Raw genomic sequence first — 23632 nt, 5'->3', positions numbered from 1 at the left:
CATCTACAACATATATATATACTTGTTATTCCATGTAAGTCAAATCACACCAGTATTCGAATTTGCATGAGGGGTAGTGTGAAATTGCACTACAGGCAATGCGCGTTTTTGCATTCCCAGCCTAAGCACAGATGCTCTACGAAATAGATTAATGCTGAAGTAGACCAATGGAGAAACAGACAAAAGTGAGTAAAAAAATAAAATATATATTAGGTCCTGTGCAAATTTGCCTATGGGGGAGGAGAATTTTTATGGAGAAATCTACTAGGGTAGGAGCGCTTTCTTGTGCCACCGACCATGGCCGAAACAATGGTGTATCATCTAGGTTCGGGGATATTTGAATCAAAACATACGAGAGGGTGAACTATGGAGTTTAGTTTAGAGTTTAGCAAAAGACTGATTGAAGCAGCGGAAAGTCTTTCGCAAGTTAAGCCAGTCGAACCGGATACTGACAGAGCAATTTTGTATTTAAGTTTAGTCTCCTGTGAGATATCGATAAAAGCTTTACTTGAGAAAGCTGGGTATTCTTTGAAGGAAATTAAGGGGATGTCACACAAATTTGCCAAGCTCAAGAAAGCCCTTTCTACTTGTGATTTTAAAGGAGACAAAAAAGGATCTGCAGCCAAGCTTTTTGCCGAAAGTCCAGACAAGCAAGTACCCTATATGACAGTGGGGAAGCTTCTTGATTTTGAACAAGAGAAAGCATCAATGTTCCCCAATCAAGTAAGGTATGGTTCTTCTATCAAAAACTACCCTCCAACTCTAATGCTTAAGTGTGCCAAAAAGGTCAATAAATGGGCTTTCAAAAACATATCGTTCATCAAGCGAAAAAAAAAACATCAAAATGAATCAAAACATATGAGACCCGCAATTATTCCAAAGGGGCATAAATGAAAATTGGTCGAAACGAACCGTGTCCGTGTGGCAGCGGGAAAAAATATAAAAAATGCTGTAAAAGCCTTAAGACGTTACTTGGTGTAGATAATTCCGATTCCCCCAATAAAAATATCGGTAGGCAAGAGGCGTTGTTAGCCGATCTGCTTGGAGGCTTTGTAGATCATGAATTGACAAGAATGGACCTTTTAAACATGGCCCGTGACGATGAACTTGACACGTCTGAAGCGCATGCTCTTTTAGAGGAACTGGATAGAAGCTCCGATAAGCTTGATAAAACAATGGTGGTGTATGGCGATGAATACGGCCTGCCGGAACCCATGGAAACCGAGGATGAAGGCGAGAACCGCTACGATGGTTTTGAACCAGAACCATATTATGACTACCTGGAAAAACAATACGAGCAGACTAAAAAAGACGGATTGCTTGAAATATTAAGGGTTTTGGAGCTGGATGAGGAGCACTCGGACGAAAGCCTTGTGGCAGCTGTAAATTATTACAATAAGAACGAAGGAAACATAAAAGAAAACGCTCCGCTTGATATCTTCAATAAATATGAGCAGCGGATGATTAACAAGGGTGGAAATTTCAGGCCCGCTCTTTGGGCGATGATGTTATCCATGAAGTTTTCCGAGGCTATTCAGGAGAAAAAAGCGTACATAAAACATTCCAACAAATATTCCTTTTAATCTGGTCCCAGATGATAAGAACAGAGCACCGGTACCATGTCGGAATGGTATTGGGACGAATGTAGGAGTAAAATAAAGTCAGTAACTAAATGCGTTGGAAGTTACTGTTTTTTCGTTTCTGGTTTTCTTGAGATAAAATAAAGATGGTAACTTTTGGTTTGTGGCCATTTCCATCATGATAATTTTCAAAAATATTAGTTGGTAACAAACAAGAATATAAATCCGAAATATTAACAATTTAAACAGATGCCTAATCCAAATTGGACGAATTAGTTTACCAACTATATTTTCAAGTTACCTACTATATTTACATCCCACATCTCAGCTTTAGTGCAGAAACTTGTAGTTGGGGTAATTTTTTAAATTTTCTGAAAGAAAAATTACAGATTGAGGGATACTGGCTGGCGGTTGGTTTGATACCACCCCAACAGACCACCGGCTCCCGATCTGACCGGGACTAACCAGGGCCGTTAAATTAGTGGTATCAAAACACGGCACCTGGTCGCGCCGGCAACAGAGCTTTTGATACCAAAACATTAAACCTGATATACAAAGGGGAAACCATTATAGATTTGCTATCCCTTATTTATTTCTTTTATTGCTTTTAGTATTTCTTCTTTATCTTTTTCAGCATTTTTTCCTGTAATATAAGCTACAACTAAGGTGAATAGACAGCTTAGAAAAAACTCTTTCGAAAATCCAAATAGATTTTCAGGAATTTGGATATTAATAAAATAGTTATATACAATTTCTTCACTACATGTGTCAAAATCCACTGAATCAGCATAATGCGTTAAATACTTTTTCGACTCAATATTTGCTAATTCACTTAATTTCTTAAAATTTTCATCGTTAAACGATAATTTTATTCGTGAACAGAAGACACTAAGTTCTTCTAGTTTTTTTTCTTTTTCTAGACGTGCAATTGCTTCTGATATTCTTTTATGATGAGCTGTCTTGGTTTTTACATCTTCAATTTTTAAACCTCTACTTTCTAATAATGCTTGTATAGCGGCATCTGCTAATCCTTTGCCTAGATCTGATTTGCTTATTAGATTGTTGTTTTCTTCCATGTTTTTTCTAGCTCCTTGTGTTTCAATACCTTGTTCCAGAAATTCCACCACCTCAAATTTTCATTCTAATTGTCTAATCTCATCAATCCTTTGAGGCGGAAAGTGGCGATAGAAAGTTGTTCGTCCAATAGCGAGTTGCTTGATAATATCTGATATGAACGGGTAATTTTCGGTATCTTTAATCATAGACTCAGTATTGCGGATTATATCCTCAGTCATGCTTGGCGGTCGCCCACCCTTACGTCCTCTTTTGCGAGCAGCTGCAAGACCGGCTCGGGTATTTTCTACAATCAATTCCCTTTGGAATTCATCGAATGCGGCGGTCATGTGAAAATATAAACGCCCTTCCGGCGTTCCTGTATCAATCTTTTGAGTTAGTACCTTTAGCGTTATTTTTCGCTGCTCAAGATCAAGAGAGGTTGCTATGATTTGCCTGATAGATCTTGCTAATCGTGACAATTTCCAGACAACAAGCGTGTCTCCCTCTCTCGCATAATCTAGTGCCGCTTTCAACTCGGGCCTGTTTTTCTTTGCACCTGAAATTTTTTCTATAAAAATCCGTTTGCATCCAGCCTGCTCAAGAGCGTCGATTTGCATTTGCGGGTTTTGATCCATGGTCGAGACACGGGCATATCCAATGAGCATATTAATATTCCTAAAACGTTTTTTGGCTACAATAACAGAACAATCATTTTAGAACAATGTTTTGGAACATAAATTGAGCTTTGCAATTGACGAAAAAGTGTCAGGAGAGAATTTCACAACCGTGTTCCGAAAACGAAGGTTTTTGGTACAAGCCGATAGGCAAGAAATTGGCCTTATTAAAAAAAGGAGACATCTACAAGGTTGCCTCCTTTTTTCGTCCTACTCTTTAAATGAAGTAAAAACCGAACAAACGTTCAGTATGATACTTTATTGTCAACCGACAAAACGGTGTTTGCTGCAACTGCTTACGAAAAGAGGTTAGCTGAAAGACTCTCTCAACAGAGAAAGCCTTTCTCTACTAAAAACTTACTGATCAATCAGAAACGTATCAAGCGTTTCGCCGCCATCAATACGGGCTTTAAAAACGTTAGGCATACGTCCCTGTCCTGTCCAAGTAATATGTTCTCCTTTTTCACTCCAAATTTCATACTTTGGTTGACGCGGAGCTCTTTTACCTTGTTTCTCTGAAGATCCGTCCAGTAATTCACCTGGATCAATACCATCTTCAGCTAGCAACTCTTTATATTTTTGAATTTTCTCGATCTTCTCAGCGTTCTCAATCCTTGCAGCTTCTTCCTCGGCAATTCGGTCATCAATAATCTTTTGAAGTTTGATCTTAACTTCTTCCAATTGTTCAACGCCTATTTCTTTTACTGCACTTTTAAAACGACGGGCGTGGGTAATAATTCTCAAAAAGTCGTTCATTTACGATCCTCTTAATTGATATTTGGTTTCATTAAACACATCATGATATAACGATTGAATCTTACTATCATTTAAAACTAAATAATAGTAATAACAAGTGCTTTCGTGCAACCGTGATGTTGCTTTTTCCAATCTTATAACCGCGGACAAGTTTAAAGCTTTTAAAAGCAACAGCAACAGCAACAGCAACAGCAACAGCAACAGCTTAAGATTGATTATTTGGGGATAGATCGGCTTCCGGCTTCCCCAACCACCACCCTCCTTTCTAATATTGTTCCCGGCGTTTTTCGCTGTGCTGCAACCACCGCCAACAAATTATAAAGGGTGTGCTGGCCGGCGCGATCCTCCAGCCTTAGAGCTGCGAATTACCTCCTGAGGTTCAATCTCTTCTTTTCCTACTGCCCGTTATTATCTTTCTAAATTGCATTGTGGAATTTATCAACCGGAACCGCACAACAGCTCCAGGGGGTGCATATCCCATGCAGAGAGTATTTTTTGTTTGACTGTCTTTTAAGGCTAGGTGTGCGATGCTCTCCCTCCGGTCGTTTATAGCCCACAGACGAAGGATAAAAGCAGGACAGAGATTGATTGATACATTTTTTCAAGTAATCGGTCCAGGGGCCGCTTGTACGGATACAAAAAGCGTATCCGTGCGGTAAAGGATCTTCGCTCTCGCGCAAGACCCCCCTTCAGAGCTTTAACCTACTTAGTTTGTGGTTAAAAGCTGTCTGATAATTGAAAAAATAACATAAACAAAACTGATACTTGCGGGATTTTATAAGGCTCGGAGAGATTAAATATTCTTTTAAAATGCTTCCATATTAGTACGTTATTATATTTATGTATACGTATTAATATGTTACAAATAGTCATGTCTTTTAGATGCTCTGAAACTCACCAAAGCTGCCAGGGCAAAACAAAAAACCTACCGAGGAGGTTTGAAAAGGACTGTAATCGCATCTACCAACAGTTATAGCTTTAATGTTTACATTATGTAATACATGTATTACGGTGTAAACACCCTTTTTTAAAGGGGTTTAATGTTTACAACAAAAAAGGGGTTTGAAAATGGGAACACCATTAAGTATCAGATTGAGCGACGAAGTAAAAGAAGAGTTCAAAAACCTCTCTGATCAGACCGGCATGAAACAAGAGGACTTTGTTGCTACTCTCATTGCCACCTTTAAAGAGAGGCAGGTCGAGACAGATACCGGCTCTCCTGTTTATCGAGAAAGGCAAAAGGTCGACCTTGCTCTTGCACAGATCCAAAGGGTTGTTGTAGGTTTTCTGGAAATCGCTCACAATGATAAAGAAGTTGCAATATCAAAAGCTCAAGAGCAGGTAGAACAAACAAAGGTCGAGATTGCTGAATTAAAAGAAAACCTGAAAGAGAGTAAACTGAATAGTGAAGAAATCACTCAAGCTAAGATCACCCTCGAAGAAAAACTAACCGGCCTGGAAAAACAGGCAAATAGTTTAGAGGCTCTGCAAAGCGCATGGAAGGAAAAAGAAACATCTCTTAATGCTCGCCTAGCGGATCTCGACGCTGAAGCCAAGGAAGCTCGTAAATCAAAAACAGAGCTTGCCGAAGCTGCGACCAAGATAATGGAGCAAAAAAACATAATTGCTCTTGCAGAACAGAAGGGCATTGCAACTCAAGAAACCCTCACCGACATTAAGACCCGACTGCAAAACAAGGACAATGCTCTTGAGAAATTAAGAGCTGAACTTCAACAAGTGAAAGATACAACCAATCAACAGATGATCACTCTCACTCAGGAACACGCTGAAAAGCGGGGGAGTCTTACAGCAAAAATCGAATTTCTGTCACAAAAAATCACTGATCTTGAATCAAGTTTGGCTGAAATCACCTCAAAAGCCAAGGCAGCTAAAACAAAATAACAGGAGGTCTACAGATAAAAAATTAATATTGTAGACGTTCTAAGTCCTATTTTTTACAATGAACTGTGCAACAGTTCGGGAACCTTGCTCAGTATGAAACTTTATCACTCTCCGGTAGCAATCAGCTTTTCCACTTCCGCAAAAACAAGATGTTTTCGTTCGTTCATCGTTTTGTCTCATGTTTATCTTTTTAACTACCATGCAAGCACCCGATATCATTATCATCTGTTTTTACTATATTTTCCAACATTAGACAAAATAATCCATTTTGTGTGCAAGGTCATAGTCGATTTGCGACAGCAATTCGCGGACTCCCGTCCATGGCGCAGGGCTCAAAATACAGGACTGGCGGAATCTCATTCTGACTGTAGAATCCGACAGCCTTTTGCCTGTAGGTGCGATAGTCTCGAAGGAGGGCGACGCATTGGCCGTCCATCCTTGCTTCCAATCCCTCCAGGCTTTCGAAGAAAACAACTTCCCTTTCGGCAAGCATTGCGTCCACATACACTTCGCGGTTGAACATACGGAAGCCCCCTGCGGCCGACAGGGTTCGGCGGCCTATTTCATAGCGGGCGTAGCTCTCGATATGATCGAGCACCTCAGGGGACGCGGCGCGGGAATGTTCTTCGTTGAGCCTGGTGATGGAGGGCCTACCGTCCAGGGCGCGGTGTCCGCGAACGTAGTTTCGATAGTGGACGTAAGCAGGAAGGTCGCGCCGGAGAGGCTCGAAAAGCCATGGGGTATGTTGCTTGTAATAGTCACGCATGTCGTCGCGAAACCCCCGTTCGAGCTTCCCGTTGGTTTGGGGATGGTACACCGCCGTGTGGATTAACCGAATGCCTACTTGCTCGCAGAACGCGGAAAGAAGATTTCCTTTAAACCCGGAGCCATTATCAAAGATGATCGCCTTGGGAATGACTTGCCACTGACGCATGGCGACGATGATCGCACGGATCGTAGTACGAACGTCCGGGTTTAGAATGAGATCACAGAACACATAACCACGTGAATAGTCGTCCATGAGCGCCAGGTGATAGGCCGTCTGGCCGGTATCGGAGAGCGTGATTTTCTCCAAAAAATCCCCGTGCCAAAGGCTGTGGGGATGGTGTCGCTCATAAAACCGCCATGCCGGGGTGGACGGTGCGGGAGCGAAGAAATTGGCTGTTGCCTCAAGCCATTTCCTTTTGCGGCGCTTGAAGGTGGACGGGCTGACATGGATTCCCTTGCTGTTCAACAAATCCCACGCTAGGCGATCCGGACCGAGATAGAATTTCTCGTGCAGGAGATTTCGCACCTCCCTGTCAGTACGCTGAGTGAGTTTCCGCGCCGGATCAAGTGGCCGCTGGCGTTTGGTAAGTCGAGCCAGATGGTGACGCTTCCTGATCCGCTGGATCGTGCGAGGACTTGGAGCTTTGGGGCCGAGCCGCTTCGCAATTCGATAGGAGCTGAAGGAGGGCCGGACCTGGCAAAGAAAAACCGTTTCTTTTTCCAGGGCATCGCTCACGTGGTTGTGCGGTAGCTTCGGACCGCGCGGTTGGTCTTTCACCGCCTCACAAATAGCCTTAATTGCGCGGCTTCGAAACTTATACAAACTGCTGCGGTCTATCCCATAATCCACGGATACTTGCGCGGCGGGTTCGCCGCGAAGCAAGGCCAACACGGCCTGGACGCGAAGGTCTGATGGTGATGAGGACGCGGAGGGTTGAGTCATGGAATGTTCCTCCTCATTCTGGAGGGTGTCTTGAGCCGGTCGCCCTTGTTGCGCAAACGTTCGTTTGCGCAACAAAGACAGGACTTGTCATTTTCAGAAGTCGAGTGCACCAGTTTAATGGGTTATGAGCGCGATGTGCAGACCACTTTTGACAACTAAATTTCAATAGTCATCTGCACCAATCCCAAGAATGCTCAGTACTCCTGTGCACTAAATTGAGATCATCGGGCCGTGTCCGTAGCGCTTAAAAAGGTCAGTCATGGTGGCCGACGCCACATTCCAGATGCTGGGTGTCATTTTCAGGACTCGAACTCTAGTTTGTCGCTCCTAAGTGGGGTTGGTCTCAAAATTCCTGTCACATTATAATTAGAATATACCTTTTGCGTGTCATACTTTAAATGACGTGTTAAGTGACAATTATTTATAGTGAGAATCTTCCGAATCAAGTTGTCACATAATCGAACGTATAAATGACAGGAGTATTATGCTTATAGGTTACATGCGCGTATCCAAAACAGACGGGTCTCAGTCAACTTCGTTGCAGCAAGATGCGATGATCGCTGCAGGAGTTGATCCAGTGCATATTTACGAAGACCAGGCTTCAGGCAAAAAAGATGATCGACCCGGTCTTGCGGCTTGTCTCAAGGCTTTACGAGAAGAAGATACATTGATCGTCTGGAAGCTCGACAGGCTTGGTCGTAACTTGCACCATCTTGTCAACACGGTGCACAATCTGACTAGTCGTGGTATTGGTCTTAAGGTGTTGACAGGACACGGTGCTTCCATTGACACTACTTCTGCTGCCGGCAAGTTGGTTTTCGGCATTTTTGCCGCATTGGCTGAGTTTGAGCGAGAACTGATTGCCGAGCGTACCCGGGCGGGGCTTGCTTCGGCACGAGCACGAGGAAGGACGGGAGGGCGACCATTCAAAATGACACCAGCAAAAATACGCCTGGCAATGGCCGCAATGGGGCATAAAGAAACAAGCGTAAGCTCTCTGTGCAAAGAACTTGGTATTACCAGGCAAACTCTTTATAGGCATGTATCGCCGAAAGGGGAACTGCGGCCTGATGGCGTAAAATTGCTTTCAAGATCCCAACATTGAAGAGTATTGACGAGCAGTAAGTCCTTCTCAGGAGTTATGCTGCGAGCCTGAACAATCGTCAGTTACTGTCGTGCACATTGCCTAACCTGCATTATTTCTGTATAACTGATTAATATGTCTAAGAACATAGCGAGTTTAATCTCAATGTAGAAAACAAGGTATTCAAATGCCCCTTTCAGTTATGTTAGTCGTTTTACTTGCAGCTACACTGCATGCATCATGGAATTTCCTTATCAAACGAAATGAAGATAAACACATAGGTATGACAGCGGTAGTTCTGGGACACACCCCTTTTGCTTTAGTGGTCCTATTATTTTCTCCTCTTCCAAGACTTGAGTCTCTTCCTTACATAGTCATTGGAGCATTGTTGCATACTGGTTATCAATTATTCCTTCTATATTCATATCGTATTGGTGATTTGAGCCAAGTCTATCCTTTAGCTCGTGGGGTCGCTCCCTTAATTGTAGCTGTTGTTTCACTTACAATTTTAGGAACTCACCTTGGCACAATTGAACTAACAGGAATAGCCATCATAGGAACTGGTATAATGAGCTTATCTTTGGTTAGACGAAGTGATGGTTTTAGAAATTATAAAGCTGCATTTTTAGCGATAATTACAGGAGGATTTATTGCCGCATATTCTCTAGTGGATGGTCTCGGCGCTCGTGTTGCAACAACTGCACTTGGGTTTTACGGGTGTCTATCAATCCTAAATGCCATATTTTTTTCTATTGTAATAAGGTTTCTAAAACCGGGGACAATTAAGACTGTCAGTCAAAAAAATTACAAGTTAGCGTTAAGCGGTGGTTGTGCATCTTTTATAGCCTATGCCTTGGTGATTTGGGCTTTTACTATGGCACCTATTGCCGTGGTTACTGCATTGAGAGAGACAAGTATAATTTTTGCTCTTTTTTTAGGCGTATTTGTACTTAAAGAAAGACTCGATTTAATAAAAGTATTTGCGTCAATGGTCACACTTGTTGGTGCGGGGTTGCTTCGTATTAATCGTTGAGGGACAAGTGTAAAAATATAATGCTAAAAAACATTTAGCCATCACTCGGATAAACTTCGAAAACATTGTGAACCCTGAAAATTCAACGTGTAGCCTTGCTCCATTTCCCTCTTATCCAATGAACGATAGTACTTTCTTTGCTTCAAAGGTGCATTTCCTGAGAGTACAGGTAACACTACCGTGTACGCTCCTTGGCTATCGTTTGAGGTTCTGCTGGTCCCCCCTCATTTTTTGTCCTATATAATCAGTGCATTCGAGTTTTGACATTTTGTGCTATCGTCTTCTGAAAATGACAAATTCTCCGGAAATATGGCTGTTAAGATTCTCACAAACCATTCTTGAAATTATTTTCTCAAAATACTACATTGTATATGAGTTATAATAAAGGAGCATTTTATGTTAGTTGGTTATGCGAGAGTGTCCTCTAATGAGCAGAATTTAAATTTGCAGCTTGACGCTTTAGAGACCGCCGGATGCACAAAAATATTTTCTGATAAGCTATCCGGAACACAAAAAAATCGGCCTGGCCTGGAAAACGCTTTATCACATTTGAGAACAGGTGACACGTTAGTACTCTGGAAACTCGACCGATTGGGCCGCAGTGTCAAGGGGCTTATTGAGTTAGTTGAGACACTTCAAGTTGATGAAATAAACTTTTACAGTATCACTGACGGAATAAACACTTCCACACCTGCTGGACGCTTTTTCTTTCATGTGATGGCTTCTCTTGCTCAAATGGAACGTGAATTATTGGTGGAACGAACCAAAGCAGGATTAGCAGCGGCAAAAGAACGAGGGCGAGTTGGAGGACGAAAACGAATTATGACTCCAAGCAAATTAGAGGCAGCCAAAAAATTATTGAGGGAGGGTATGCCGCCAAAAGATGTTGCACAAAATTTAGGGGTTTCTGTCCCAACATTGTATAGATGGTGTCCTGCAGCAAGTAAAGAGAATTGAATTCTGCAAATACTTAAAGGGTAGAATTTGCCAGGGACAAGGTTTGACAGTCTAAAATATACCTGTATCGAATCTATTCAGAAATAGTCTGAAATTGTGAATTTTCTTAATCGGACACACTGAGTGAAACCAGTTATTGCGCAAGTATAGCTCGATTCCTGCCTGAACCCTTGGCTTGATACAGGGCTCCACCCACAATCCCACGGGCGAGACCGTAGTTGAGGATACCAGCCAGCTCCCCAAAAAGGAATTAAACATAAATCAAAAATCGATTAGGGCACCAGTGCATTGCTCTTATCGCTTTGGCGGCTTTAGTTGAAGCAAAAAACGTTCAGCATCTTCCGCTGTCATAGGACGGCTGATATGGAACCCTTGTGCTTCATCGCATTTTCCCTGTTTAAGAAACTGCAATTGCTCTATGGTTTCAACACCTTCGGCGGTGACCTGAAGTTTCATGCTCTCAGCCATGGAGATAACGGCACCGGCAATTGCCTGATCGTCGGGATCCGTGGTAATGGCCTTGATAAACGATCTATCTATTTTAAGCCGGTCGATAGGAAATTGTTTTAAATAACTGAGACTTGAGTAGCCGGTGCCAAAATCATCAATGGCAAGGTGCACCCCGATGGCTTTTAACTTCTTAAGGGTTTCTACGGCGAGATCCGCGTTGTTCATCAAAATTGATTCAGTGATTTCCAACTCCAGTTGAGATGGGTCCAGTTTGGTTTCCTGGAGTACCTGCAATACAATATCGGGAAATTCCGTTTGAGTAAACTGTCGCACCGAAACGTTGACCGCAATGCGTTGAAATCCTACGTCGGCATTGTCCCAGGACTTAGCCTGCCGACAAGCCGTTCGCAACACCCATTCACCGATCGGAATGATCAGGCCGCAATCCTCTGCGATGTGGATAAAGTCAAGAGGCGGCACATTGCCAAGGGTAAAGTTCTGCCACCTGAGCAATGCCTCGAGACCGGTTATCTGGCCGGTTGCCAGGTCCACCTGTGGCTGGTAATGCAGTGACATCTCGTTGCGCTCGATGGCATGGCGCAGTTCATTTTCAAGATTCATGCGCAGGAGTGCCTTTTCGTTCATGGAGCCTTCAAAAAACTGCACGTTATTGCGGCCCTTGCGTTTGGCAAAATACATGGCCATATCCGCACTCTTCATGAGTGTCACCACATCCTGGCCATCACGGGGAAACAGGCTAATGCCGATGCTGGAGGTGACAGTGAGCTTATGGGTGTCTAGCTGCATGGGGTTCGATAGCTCTTCCCGAATTCGGTTTGCTACGATCAAAGTATCTTCCGGTTTCTGCAGGTCAGCCAGCAATACCGTGAATTCGTCCCCACCGAGCCTGGCGAGATTTCGTGTTGTATCCTCTTCAGGCAGTGGTCTGGAGAGTGCGTCACTGCTCCGCAGGCTGTGTGCTATTCGCCGGGCAACGGTGCGCAACAACTCGTCACCGACGTTGTGCCCCAGGGTATCGTTTATCCGTTTAAAGTTGTCAAGATCAAGAAACAAAACCGCCAGTGATCGCTCGTTCTTTTTGGCAAAATCAATCGCCTGCTCAATACGGGTCATGAAAAAAGCCCGATTGGGCAGTGCCGTTAAATTGTCGTAGTAGGCCAGTCGAAGAATCTTATTTTCAGCGCACCACTTTTGCCCTAAGGCAACGGCAAGCTGGCGTACTTCATGGGGGTGAAAGGGTTTCTGCACATAAAACATCTTCCCTGCTGGTGGTACGCGCTGCGACAATTCTTTGGGATCAATGTCTGAGTAAGCGGTAGAAATGACGATATCGATCCGGTCATCAAGTTCCCTGATTTTGGCGGCCGCCCAGGCTCCATCAGGTCCTGGCGGCATGCGCATATCGAGAAAGGCGACAGAAAACCGCTTATCCAGGCCACGACTCTCCCGTACGGCCTGCACTGCGGACTCAGCGCTGTTGGTATAGACTATCTCAAAAACAGGTTCATCTGCCGGCGGTCGTTGCTTTGACTCACGACCGAACAATTTCGATTTCAAATCGTTTATTTTAGTGCTGGTCTCTTGCTTGCCGGCTTCCAGAACCAGACGATAGGAGTCGAGAATGGTCGGCTCATCATCGGCTACCAAAATCCGAATTGGTTGACTAGTTTGACAATCCATCCAGCACCTCAGCTGTACCAATGCTATTTTGTACTAAAGTTTCTGCAGAAGGAAGCAGCAGATGCATACACGCACCTCTACCAATTCCATCGCGCTCAGCAGATATTCTGCCACCAAGAGCCTGTATGGTGTTGGCACTCCAGTGTAGACCGTAACCAGATCCTTCTCTGTTTTTAGTAGAAAAACCCCGTTCAAAAAGCCGCCCATAATACTCAGGATCAATCCCTGAACCATTGTCTGTAAAACGAAAACCAACCATCGTTTGTCCCTGCGACTCTTCATACTCTGCCGTTACCGTAACATGGCCGGGCACTATCCCGGCCGATTGAATCGACTCAGCAGCGTTGATCAACAGGTTGGCAACCACCTGTTGCAGGGCGGCACGAGAGCCGGCGACTGCACCGATTTCAGCAGCACTGGCAGTGATCTCAATGTCCAGTGTGTCTTTCAATTCCGGGTTTAAACCGGCCTCTGCATCTTTGATGACCGCCGCCATATCAATAGGTTCAATGACTCTTGCCGAGCGGCTGAATCGTTGCTGGTCTGTGAGAATTTCCTGCACCTGCCCCAGGTGCAGAATGGCCGTTGCCAATTTTTCCTGACTGTCCCTGATCAGCCCTGCCATTTCGGCTCCGGCCAGCTCCACAAATTGTATGAGGTCGGCACGACGATCAGGGGTGGTGGCAGGGTCGGCCAACTCAGCCGCGGCCATTTCCATTTCGCGAAGAGGTGCGGTTTTCAGTTCCTGCTGCAGGGTGGATAATCTGATGTTCAATGGGGTTATCGCATTGCCGATATTGTGCAGTACACCACTGGCCATTTCGGCAATACCGGAATGGTAGGATTGATCTATGAGACGGCGCCGTGTTTCCGCGAGACGGTCAACCATCTGATCAAAGGTGCGGGCCAGGACTCCGACCTCATCTTCACGCTGCAGATCGAGTCTTTCCTGCAGGTTGTCATTTTTTCCTATAACCAGGGCATGTTCAGTAAGCCTTGCAATGGGCTGCAGAATGGTATACTGCAGGAGTTTCCAGAGTACAAGCATCATCAGCATACCTGTCGCGGCAAGAATCCATTGGGTTTGATTGACCGCCCTTGCTCCCTGTGCCGAGATATTGCGTGGGGTATCAATCTGAAACGTCAGTATGGGTTGGCCGAAAATATCGGAGATCGTACTCAACACCTGCCAGCGACTGACGGCCTCAACAAGTTTGAAATCAGAATGCTTTATTCCCTCTGAAGGATTGGCGGGGACGGTCGAATTTGTAGAAATAGTCTGCAATTTGGCTATTTCGACTGCTGCTGTCTTGGCTGTTATGGGCAGTCTGGTGAGTTCACCAATGCGTTGGACAGCAGCTTTGTCGAGAAAACGGCCGAGCACGAACGTGCCGGCGATGGGGCCCTTGCGATCATTGGTCAAGATGGGTTTGGCGACAACCAGGAGAGGCGCGTAAGAAGTATTGATTATCCCTTTGACCACACTTTCGAGGTTTTTATGTTGCAGTAATGGATGGTTGACAGGGAGTTCTGTTGCAGAAAGTTTTTCGAGCTCTAGAGTCTCTTCAGTCTCCAGGTTAAGAGCCTGGCTCCAGACCGCCTTGCCAGCGATGTCGTAAATCGCCAAAAAATTCATACCCAATCCAGCGAGGGTATCGCCGACATCAAAATTCTCTTCAGCATAGTCTGGATTTTCACCTTTTACATAGTCGTAAGTATCCGTCCAGTAGGCCCAGTCCGAGACTGAAGGGGTAATTTGATCGAGTTCGCGGTCGATGGCTCCAAGAGCACGCTCGGCATTCTTCACCGCGGTCTCTTTTTCCAGTTCCATGAAACTCGGCATGATAAAAATCTGCTGTATGCCAAAGCTCGCCAGAGCTGACAGCAGAAAGACGATAGTGACGATTGTGATCACTTTACGTGTTAACGACATAAATTGTTTCCTTGACAAGTTGCGGGCGATGAACAACGCACTTTTAAAAAGTGTTACCAATATTTTCCTGAGACATACATTGGAATGCCAGGAAAATTCTGTCCATTTGAGTTTATGTGAAAGAATTTTCTATGTCAAATTGTCATCTCCTTGATGTGGCCAAGTGACAGATATTGTCCGGAAACACAGGTTATAGCGTTTCCAGAGTGGTCTATCGATTCATGAGTAAGTTATTTTGAAAGATTACGTTTTATATATGTTAGATTTTCCAAAAGAAACGCTCTAAATATTACTATACATTCTTCTAAGATACGGAAAAAAACGGCCCTGGTTCACTCAACTATGTGGCACTGAGTAATCCCATCACAAGAGTATCAAAAGAATAACAGAATGTTTCTGTCGGAGGCTCTTGACATTATCGACCCAAAATGAAAAAATCTCCAGTAGCTCTTGTACGAGTATCTCCTGAACAACAGTGATACAACCGACTCGGTCAACAGTTGTCTGTTCCTTAAAACGCCAATGACGCCAAATTTCTATTAAAACGAGCACCATGTCACTGAAAAATAAAGCTATTACCCTTCTTTTCTGCATATTTGGTGCCTATGCGATCGTGGAGTACACCGTCCAGCGTTTTGTACTCATGCCTGCCTTCGTCCAATTACAACAAGCCGAGGCCACGAATAATACAGAACGTGCCCTGCAGGCTCTGGAGCGTGAAGTAGCCATATTAATTCCTTCGGCCACCGACTGGGCCACCTGGGACGATACCTACCGGTTTATGGTTGACCAAAACGTCGAGTATGTAGAATCCAACCTGAATCTGCAGGCCCTGGAGAGCCTGAATGTCAATCTGATAGCCTTCTACACCCCGGAGGGCATGCGTCTATGGGGCATTGGCTATGATTACGAAAACAAAAAAGAGATGGTCTTGAACGAACTGGCGGAAGATCACCTGGACCTTGCCAATCCCCTGCTTGATTCCTCGGAGAAGCTTGGTAGCGTTGCCGGCCTCTACCATACGCCTGCGGGAATTATCCTCATCGCCAGCCGACCTGTCCTGACCAGCAAAGGCGATGGCCCCAGCCGCGGCCGCGTTGTCATCGGCCGCCTGCTGGACATGGCTACTATAGAGCGACTGGGCAGCCAGGCCCGTGTCTCTTTGCGTGCCGAATTCCTCTCGCCGGTAAAAAATCAACCGGTGCTCCAGAGCAAGGACTCAGGAACTATTCGTTACACGCCAATAAATCTCAGCAAAAGTGATACGATCACTCGCGGCTCCACCGAAGTGTTGGATGTCACCGGCATCCCGATCTTGCGTGTCCATGTGGATACGCCACGTGTCATTGTCGCCCAGGGGCGGACCACCCTGCGATACGCCTCCTTGTCCCTTGCTGTTGCCGGTACGATAGTCCTGCTGGTGCTCCTTCTCTTTTTACGAAGAACCGTTTTTGACCCGATTACCCTGCTTACCCGGCATGCCATAACTGTTGGCACAGATGACGACCTGTCCACGCGCCTGCAAATGAAGCGCAGGGATGAAATAGGCACGCTCGCTAAAGAATTCGATATCATGGTGGAGCGCCTGGCGGAAACCCGCCTGCGTCTCCTGGACCAGTCGTATAAGTCCGGTATCGCTGAGATGGCCAGTGGAGCACTGCACAACATCGGCAACGCCATCACACCTATTGGGGTAAAGCTCATCAATCTGCGGCGCGTGCTCAAGCAGGCACCGGTGCTGGAGCTGGCTATGGCTGGCGCCGAGCTGGCTGATCCCGCTACTCCGGCTGATCGAAAGGCTGATCTGGCCCAATTCTCCGAGTTGGCTGGAAATGAACTCGCCGCCATGGTCACCTCTGCTGCCGATGAACTCGAAACCATCCGCTCCCAGGTGGACGTGGTACAGATGATTCTGGCCGACCAACAGCGCTTCAGCCGGGCTGAGCGGGTCATGGAGTCCCTGGAGCTGTCCCGTCTCATAGGCGAGACAGTGCGGCTCCTGCCGGAAGAGCTGCACAAGAGTGTGCGGATTGAGATCGATGATGGCCTGACCGAAATCGGCCGCGTCCGCGTGGCTCGTATCGCCCTGCAGCAAATTCTTACCAATCTGTTCATAAATGGTGCTGAATCGATTAGTGCAAGCGCCCGGCAGAAACAAGACGGATGGATTCGAGTGTACCCTGTTGTCGTAGACATGGACCCGCAGGGGCTGGTGCATATCTGTTTTGAAGACAACGGCATAGGCATCTCTTCGGAGCAATTACCGCATCTTTTTGAACGTGGTTTCTCAACAAAAAACCGTGGCTCAGGCATCGGTCTGCATTGGTGCGCCAATACGCTGGCCGCCATGGGCGGACGCATCTACGCCGGGAGTGCCGGAACCGGTCAAGGCGCATGCATGCACCTGTTGCTCCCCCTGGCTGAGTATGTACAATCAAACCTGGAGAAGGCGGCATGAACACTCCCGATGATATTACGTCCCAATCTACCATTCGCATACTGGTTGCCGATGATGATGCTGCTATCCGCGCCAGCTACGGTGACATCCTGCAGACCAGACACCCTGAGTCCGCCACCCGAAGCCTCGATGACATGCGAACCCGACTGTTCGGTCCGTCAAAGACCTTGACTCCGACAGCTGAACGCTTCGATCTGACTTTCTGTGCCGGAGCGGAAGATGCAGTGCAGGCTGTAAAAGACAGCAAGTTCGATGGCCGACCCTACAGTCTTGTCTTTCTCGATATGCGCATGCCCCCCGGACCTGATGGTCTCTGGGCCGCGATCCGTATTCGGGAGCTGGATGCGAGGGTGGACATTGTGGTTGTGACCGCCTACTCCGAGATCGACCCCGAAGAAATTTCCCAACGGGTGCCGCCGACCGGAAGTATCTTCTATCTGCAAAAACCCTTTCACCCCCATGAAATCCGCCAGCTCGCCGGAGCGCTCGGCAGACGTCGACAGGCGGAGGAGCGAATTCGCCAATTGGCCTACTTCGACGATGTAACCAACCTGCCCAACCGGGCCTTCTTCAGGGAGCGACTCTCCCAGGCTCTTGGGCTGGCCCGCCGCAATAGACACAGCCTTGCCTTGCTGTTCCTGGATCTTGATAATTTCAAACGTATCAACGATACCCTGGGTCATTCCATCGGCGATCTCCTGCTGATTGAGGTTGCCAAACGCCTTATTCTGAGCTTGCGTGCCAGTGACAGTTTTACCCTGGGAAATCCAGGACAGAGCGATGAAGGTCTGGCCCGGTTTGGCGGTGACGAATTCACCTTGCTCCTACCCGAAATCCGCAAAGGTGAAGATGCCGGACTGGTTGCCCGGCGAGTCCTCGACGCTCTGGCTAAACCGGTCATGCTGGCCGGTCATGAGGTCGTTGTCAGCGGCAGCATCGGCATCGCCGTATATCCGGAAGACGGGCAGGACGCCGAGGTACTGCTTAAAAACGCGGATATGGCGATGTACTTTGCCAAGCGCGAGAGGGGTGATAACTTTCGTTTCTTTACAGAAACAATGAATACTGCGGCGTTAAAGCGCTTGACCATGGAAAAACACCTGCGTCAGGCTCAGGAGCTGGGTGAGCTGTCCCTGCACTATCAGCCCCAGGTAGATGTAATGACCGGTTTGATTTCCGGCGTAGAGGCTTTGCTGCGATGGAATAATCCAGAGTTGGGAACAGTTTCGCCGGTGGAGTTTATTCCATTGGCAGAGGAAACCAACCTTATCGTCCCCATAGGTGAATGGGTGCTGCGTACCGCCTGCACCCAGGCAAAGGCATGGCAGGATGCGGGAGTTCTCCTCCCCAGGGTGGCCGTCAACGTATCCGTCCGACAATTTGCCCAGGCAGGTTTCCCGGCCCAGGTGGGTCGAATATTAAAGGAGACCGGCCTCAAACCTTCCGCTCTCGAGATAGAAATCACCGAGAGTGTATTGATGAAAGACGGCGAGATGGCTATCGCCACCCTGCGCGAGCTGAAAACTCTTGGGGTTCAACTAGCCATCGACGATTTCGGTACCGGGTATTCGAGCCTTGCCTATCTGAAACGGTTTCCCATAGACCGGCTGAAAATCGACCGCACCTTTGTCTGTGCAATCACCACCGACGTTAACGATCGAGCCATTGCCTCAGCTGTCATCTCTCTGGCTGAAAACATGAATCTGAGCGTTACAGCGGAGGGTGTCGAAACCGAAAATCAGCTTGCCTTTCTAAAATCACGCAACTGTAGCGAGGCCCAGGGCTATTATCTGAGCCGCCCACTGCCGGTGGTTGAGATGGGTGAGTTCATGCGAAAGAATGTTGCAACGACTTGACAAGGGGCCTTTTAATGGGTGAACTGGATTTTCTTTTGCAATAAACATCGGCCTGACCATCTTCCTCATCATTCCCTATCCATCTGGAACTTGATGAAACTTCGTACCATTATCCAGCCGGTTTTGGTCTGCAGCTATCTTGGTCTGGTAGGTGTTTTTTACCACTTCAGGGTATTTCATCTCCAGAACGATATTTTAGAAAACACTGCGCCACAAGCTTAACCTCAACACCGATCTCACCGCTTTGAGTGTCGATGGAGACCTTCACAAGAGTCTGCGGCAAGAGGTGGATGAAAAATCACTTGCCTACCTCCGACTCCAAAAAGTACTGAGCAGTGTCTGGTAAATAGATTACGAAATCAGTTATGTCTACACCAAGCAAAACGGATCGACGACGATACAACCGTCTTTGTCATGGATATCTCCGTAGAAATGGATGATCGCGCCCATATTGGGGTTATCCAATTTAGGGGTTTTTATTCCAAAATTATATATCGATGGTGTCCTACAGCAAGTGGAGAAAATTGAATTCCGCAAATACATAGAAGGTTGAAATTGGCAGGGGGCAAGGTTCCGCATTTAAAAATACAACTGTATTGCTTATTTCAAAACCGTAGGTTTTCGTTCAAATGCCCCCGCTGGTCCATTATAGAATTAAATTTAAAAAATCAGACCTGCAATGTGTTGGCATCAATCTGGACGGAGATGTAAGAATAGTCGAAATACCCAAGCATCGGTTTTTCTTGGCGACACTATTCCAACCACAACTAAACTCAAGTGAATCATTTCACCACCCTATAGTTGTAGCATTTTTAACTGCTGTAAAGTGAATGTTCTGCTGAGTTTACGTTAACATTGCCACTTCAAATATCTTGTTTTATCAGTAAGTTCAAAATCTGTAGTTGCTACTGTTGGCTAAAACCTGGTGATTGACAAGAGTCAGGTCTTTCAAAGGCAGAAGTGGCTTTACTTTATTCTCACTTAATGTGGGTCCAGCCTCATTATTGCGGGCCGCTACACTTAACCGGGTTTGAACCGTCCGCGAATTGCTGTCGCAAATTGACTATGACCCTGCACACAAAATAATCCATTTTGTCTTATGTTCAGTTCAGTGCTAAGCAGAGATAGCAATATACGAAGAGGCTTTTTGTTGGTACAAAAACACCATGAGTGGTGGAGAGGGTGCGATTCTATTCCGAAATCGCTGTGATTAGTCTTTTTCGTATTCTTTTGAAGGCCCAGAAAGCTCTTTGTCATTAAACGTGCACCCACCACTCCAGCTATATATAATAGTTCCGCAATAATTACATTTGATGTTATCTTTATCTCTCACAGGTAGTGAAATGCTTGTTAACTCATATCGTGCGCCACATTTTTCACATACTTCAATATGCATTTATATCCTCTTCGATATGATTTTTATACTCATAAATAATTGGAGTCAGAGTTGATTTAAATGTTTAGTCTCTGACCCCATTTAGTTACCCAATCACCGGTTTACCAGTTACTTTTAATTGTTGTGCAATAAATCAAGACTTGACTTTTATATCTTTGACTTTGACACGGGTGTGTTGAGTGACCTAGTAATGACAAAAACACTAACGACAAATATTCCAATAATTAAAGATCTTAATAAACTATACCCATCTTTTTCGTATGAAGTTCTATATCCCCACGCCTCCCATTTATCTGATATTCTGGAATAACTAAGAGAATCCCTGTTAGATACCTTATAGCCATTTACCAATAAATCAGGAATTGGATAAAGAGTTAATTTATCCCACTCTGTTGCTTGATATCTTTCAACACATTCTAGAGTTCTATTTTTATCCCATCCAATTCTACTATATTTACCAATTAGAACAGGATTTTTACAAGTACCATTTATTATGCGTTTGGAATGTGTGGTCATTCTTCGAGGAGGTTCGTTGGGGAAGTATTGATAATTTATTATCTCCCCATGCCTCATGTTGTCATCCTCAACAAAAAAAGAACTCACACCAATCAAAACACTCCAAGTAATATGGCCAACTATTGATGTTGCGATAAAAAACGCAAGTAATATTGAAAATGCTTTAAAATCTCCCATCTTTTTAAACCGTCTGTCCCTTAATTCCGCTAAACGATCTGGCAGTAACGTCACCAGCATTGAACCACCCTCAGCAGTTTTTACTCATAAACAGGCTCCCCTTCAATACCATTAGACAAAATAATCTCTTTTGTCTAATGGGTGTGTGATTATGAAGAAGAGGGGCGCTCGGGTCGCTCCTCAGCGTTGCCCTATCCTCCGGGGCGCTTAAGCGGTCGGGAAATCCCCTGTGGTGTTGCGGCACAAGAGGGTTAAATCAATTTTTCGCACGATGCAAACAGAGCCTTAGCATATGTAAAGGCTCTTACTTCAACCCATTTTTCAGTGACAAAAAATATCCAAATTAGCAGCATTGATAAGAGCAATAAAACCAATGCCGTTTGTTCGAAAGGAATGCGAAAAACCAAGTCTAGAAGAGAGGAATCACTTCCTTTTGCATTTCTGTACCATATTACAAAAACACTTACACACAACGAGAAAAAGCTAATTACCGTGCCAAGCCATTTAAATGCTCTTGCATTCCTGCTAAATCCATATGAAATGTTTTCTTTGAAAACTAAAGGGTACTTTTTAGTGTCCCTAGTGTGCTCTCTCAAATAATTGGCTGCTGTCCTATACATCTGGTCAGCTTCGTTTTTATCATTGCACTCTTGATCGACGGAAACAGCCAGAAAATTTGGTATGAGCTCCTGAAGCCTGGCCATGTAGCGACTTTTTGTGTGTTTGTCTAGCCGTAAGTCAGAATGTCTTAGAATTATAGTTGTTGGAGCCCCTCCCCATTTTCCAAAAAGCCTTTCCTGAAGGATGTTCCCCTTTGTTGACATTTGGTTTGCCGCTAAAGATATGATGCCAAACGAAACTATGAATGTAACAGCCCCTCCCCCCCAACTTCGAGATGGCTCAAACAAGGTAAACAGCGCAATAACTATAGGAAATACAAGCATAAATGCTGGCTTCACTCTTGCGTTTAGGCTGTATGTATCAAACAATTTTTCAATTGACCCCATATCTAATTATGCCTCCACTTCTCGTGAAACGACTCTGGTTTTGTAATTTTCGTTCTTCGCTCTCGTCTCGACATTCTGGTCCAGCACCCAATCAGTACCCAAAAAATCCGGGTTTGTTTGTAGCCCTCAACTTTAACAAGTGTTAGATCAGAATCAATTCACTTCAAAGGGTATACTCAGTTTCAACGGTGATGCTCCCGACGTAGTACTGGTAGTCCGACATCTTTTCATCGACCAAGTATGCATTCTCATACTTATGGTTAGAAGTATAGAAATGAATTTTTTGCTCAACGCAGTCCATGGTAATGTCTCCGGCCCTGTTCTGAGTAATAGTGTTGTATCCGGTGTAGTAATCAAGGTGGCGCGATGGTGCTTCACCGATCACGATAATTTGCGGATCAAGCTTCTTCAACCAAGAGTCTGGAATTTTTCCAGACGCACGGCCATGATGCGAGGCGAAGACAATAGTCGTTTTTGTCAGGTTGATGCTATCGGCTATGTTTTCCATGAATTCGGTTTCTAGATCGCCGAGCCAAAGGAAGCTTGCTCCATTCTCAATACTGTATTGGATCACTGCCGACGTATTGTTGTGGCTTTCCCCTGCGTTGCATTCTGCCAATGCATCCTTAAAAAAGCTATTCGATGTATCGGGCCAGAGCACGCGAATCCCAGCGCTTCCTCTATCATCATCGGTTATATTCATCCACTTCCTAGAACAACCCTTGTAAATATAGAAGGCCTTGTTCCCGTCGCGAAGTTGACAGTAGCGCGTGAATGATGTGGTTTCTTCATCTTTGATAGCCTGATTTTTAACAACGTAGAAATTATTAATCGGCATAGCATCATCTAATAGATGTATACCTCCGAAGTGATCTTCGTCGGGATGAGTGCATACAAACCTACAAATACCCTTATCCATAGCGGCAGACGTGATCTCTTCAATAATCCGGCCAGAGTTTTCCTCGCTCAGATCGCAATCAATAATAGTGAAATTATCGCTACCGTGGCGAATGTAAAACATATCTCCTTCCCCTACGGCAAAACTCTTTATTACAGGCATCAAAATCTCCTTTCGTAACGCAATGCATATTGAAATAAACCAATTAAGCCAAATGCAAAGTGTGTCTCTTCTGGACGGTGCTTTCCATCTATCAAAAAGATGTATCTTTACTCAAAAACAGGCTCATATTCAACGCCATTAGACAAAATAATGTATTTTTTATTTGAATGTTGTGTGTGGTAACAATGTGATAAACGTGGTTTTTATGTGTGACGGTAATTCCAAAATTTTCCCAAGAAATAATGACTTATTGCGATCATGCCTCGCATATTGTAGGCTTTTTGAAGAGTATTATAAGAAGACATAGCTTTATCAAAAAAGAGAA

General features: G+C 45.2%; 18 protein-coding genes. 8 read left to right on the top strand and 10 right to left on the bottom strand.

Annotated elements, in window-relative coordinates; genetic code table 11:
- The first annotated feature begins 366 nt into the window (after positions 1–366).
- Positions 367–894: a hypothetical protein gene (locus FCL47_RS22385; protein ID WP_136815946.1), complete on the top strand. Its 528-nt coding sequence runs from the start codon at positions 367–369 to the stop codon at positions 892–894.
- Complete coding sequence (locus FCL47_RS24885) at positions 891–1583, top strand: YecA family protein (RefSeq protein WP_205747410.1); 693 nt, start codon at positions 891–893, stop codon at positions 1581–1583. The genes FCL47_RS22385 and FCL47_RS24885 overlap by 4 nt, the downstream gene beginning before the upstream one ends.
- A 575-nt stretch (positions 1584–2158) precedes the next feature.
- On the opposite strand, the gene FCL47_RS22375 is transcribed toward FCL47_RS24885, so the two are convergent.
- The 3 genes from FCL47_RS22375 to FCL47_RS22365 all read right to left on the bottom strand — a co-directional run bounded on the left by FCL47_RS22375 (position 2159) and on the right by FCL47_RS22365 (position 4066).
- Positions 2159–2707 (bottom strand): hypothetical protein, encoded by a 549-nt coding sequence (locus tag FCL47_RS22375; protein ID WP_205747409.1) that lies wholly within the window; start codon positions 2705–2707, stop codon positions 2159–2161.
- Positions 2708–2716: 9 nt separating this feature from the next.
- Positions 2717–3301 carry a recombinase family protein gene (locus FCL47_RS22370; RefSeq protein WP_136815944.1) on the bottom strand — a complete coding sequence of 195 codons (585 nt, stop codon included), beginning with the start codon at positions 3299–3301 and terminating at the stop codon, positions 2717–2719.
- A gap of 366 nt (positions 3302–3667) precedes the next feature.
- On the bottom strand, positions 3668–4066 hold the full coding sequence (locus FCL47_RS22365) for an H-NS family nucleoid-associated regulatory protein (RefSeq protein ID WP_136815943.1): 399 nt from the start codon (positions 4064–4066) through the stop codon (positions 3668–3670).
- Positions 4067–5134: 1068 nt separating this feature from the next.
- On the opposite strand from FCL47_RS22365, the gene FCL47_RS22360 reads away from it, so the two are divergent.
- Positions 5135–5968: a hypothetical protein gene (locus FCL47_RS22360; protein WP_136815942.1), complete on the top strand. Its 834-nt coding sequence runs from the start codon at positions 5135–5137 to the stop codon at positions 5966–5968.
- Between the two features lie 280 nt (positions 5969–6248).
- Here the strand turns inward: FCL47_RS22360 and FCL47_RS22355 are convergent, their stop codons facing one another.
- Complete coding sequence (locus tag FCL47_RS22355; RefSeq protein WP_136815941.1) at positions 6249–7679, bottom strand: DDE-type integrase/transposase/recombinase; 1431 nt, start codon at positions 7677–7679, stop codon at positions 6249–6251.
- A gap of 484 nt (positions 7680–8163) precedes the next feature.
- Here FCL47_RS22355 and FCL47_RS22350 point away from each other — a divergent pair, with 484 nt between their 5' ends.
- The 3 genes from FCL47_RS22350 to FCL47_RS22340 all read left to right on the top strand — a co-directional run bounded on the left by FCL47_RS22350 (position 8164) and on the right by FCL47_RS22340 (position 10753).
- Positions 8164–8784: a recombinase family protein gene (locus tag FCL47_RS22350; protein ID WP_136815940.1), complete on the top strand. Its 621-nt coding sequence runs from the start codon at positions 8164–8166 to the stop codon at positions 8782–8784.
- 166 nt (positions 8785–8950) lie between these two features.
- Positions 8951–9796, top strand: a complete 846-nt coding sequence (locus FCL47_RS22345; protein WP_136815939.1) for a DMT family transporter — start codon at positions 8951–8953, stop codon at positions 9794–9796.
- Positions 9797–10192: 396 nt separating this feature from the next.
- Entirely contained in the window at positions 10193–10753 is a 561-nt protein-coding gene (locus FCL47_RS22340; protein WP_136815938.1) for a recombinase family protein, read from the top strand.
- Positions 10754–11047: 294 nt separating this feature from the next.
- Here FCL47_RS22340 and FCL47_RS22335 read toward each other — a convergent pair whose 3' ends face one another.
- Both FCL47_RS22335 and FCL47_RS22330 read right to left on the bottom strand, forming a co-directional pair.
- The gene (locus tag FCL47_RS22335; RefSeq protein ID WP_136815937.1) at positions 11048–12904 is read right to left on the bottom strand and encodes an EAL domain-containing protein; all 1857 of its coding nucleotides are present in this window, start codon (positions 12902–12904) and stop codon (positions 11048–11050) included.
- A complete protein-coding gene (locus FCL47_RS22330; RefSeq protein WP_136815936.1) occupies positions 12888–14837 on the bottom strand; it encodes a CHASE4 domain-containing protein in 1950 nt (649 codons plus the stop codon). The genes FCL47_RS22335 and FCL47_RS22330 overlap by 17 nt, the downstream gene beginning before the upstream one ends.
- 553 nt (positions 14838–15390) lie before the next feature.
- On the opposite strand from FCL47_RS22330, the gene FCL47_RS22325 reads away from it, so the two are divergent.
- Together FCL47_RS22325 and FCL47_RS22320 are read left to right on the top strand one after the other, a co-directional pair.
- Positions 15391–17295 (top strand): CHASE4 domain-containing protein, encoded by a 1905-nt coding sequence (locus tag FCL47_RS22325; RefSeq protein ID WP_136815935.1) that lies wholly within the window; start codon positions 15391–15393, stop codon positions 17293–17295.
- On the top strand, positions 17292–19151 hold the full coding sequence (locus FCL47_RS22320) for a bifunctional diguanylate cyclase/phosphodiesterase (protein WP_136815934.1): 1860 nt from the start codon (positions 17292–17294) through the stop codon (positions 19149–19151). The genes FCL47_RS22325 and FCL47_RS22320 overlap by 4 nt, the downstream gene beginning before the upstream one ends.
- Before the next feature lie 1210 nt (positions 19152–20361).
- Here FCL47_RS22320 and FCL47_RS25760 read toward each other — a convergent pair.
- From FCL47_RS25760 to FCL47_RS22300, 4 genes are all read right to left on the bottom strand, one after another.
- Complete coding sequence (locus FCL47_RS25760) at positions 20362–20547, bottom strand: MJ0042-type zinc finger domain-containing protein (protein ID WP_136815933.1); 186 nt, start codon at positions 20545–20547, stop codon at positions 20362–20364.
- A 147-nt stretch (positions 20548–20694) separates the two neighbouring features.
- Positions 20695–21300, bottom strand: coding sequence for a hypothetical protein (locus FCL47_RS22310; RefSeq protein ID WP_136815932.1), 606 nt, complete (start codon positions 21298–21300; stop codon positions 20695–20697).
- A gap of 191 nt (positions 21301–21491) precedes the next feature.
- Positions 21492–22247, bottom strand: a complete 756-nt coding sequence (locus FCL47_RS22305) for a hypothetical protein (RefSeq protein WP_136815931.1) — start codon at positions 22245–22247, stop codon at positions 21492–21494.
- Between the two features lie 163 nt (positions 22248–22410).
- Positions 22411–23307 carry a hypothetical protein gene (locus FCL47_RS22300; protein WP_136815930.1) on the bottom strand — a complete coding sequence of 299 codons (897 nt, stop codon included), beginning with the start codon at positions 23305–23307 and terminating at the stop codon, positions 22411–22413.
- Between the last annotated feature and the right edge of the window lie 325 nt (positions 23308–23632).

The organism is Desulfopila sp. IMCC35006, from assembly GCF_005116645.1.
In the GTDB taxonomy this organism is placed as follows: domain Bacteria; phylum Desulfobacterota; class Desulfobulbia; order Desulfobulbales; family Desulfocapsaceae; genus Desulforhopalus_A.
This window is presented reverse-complemented; position numbering and strand designations above follow the sequence as displayed.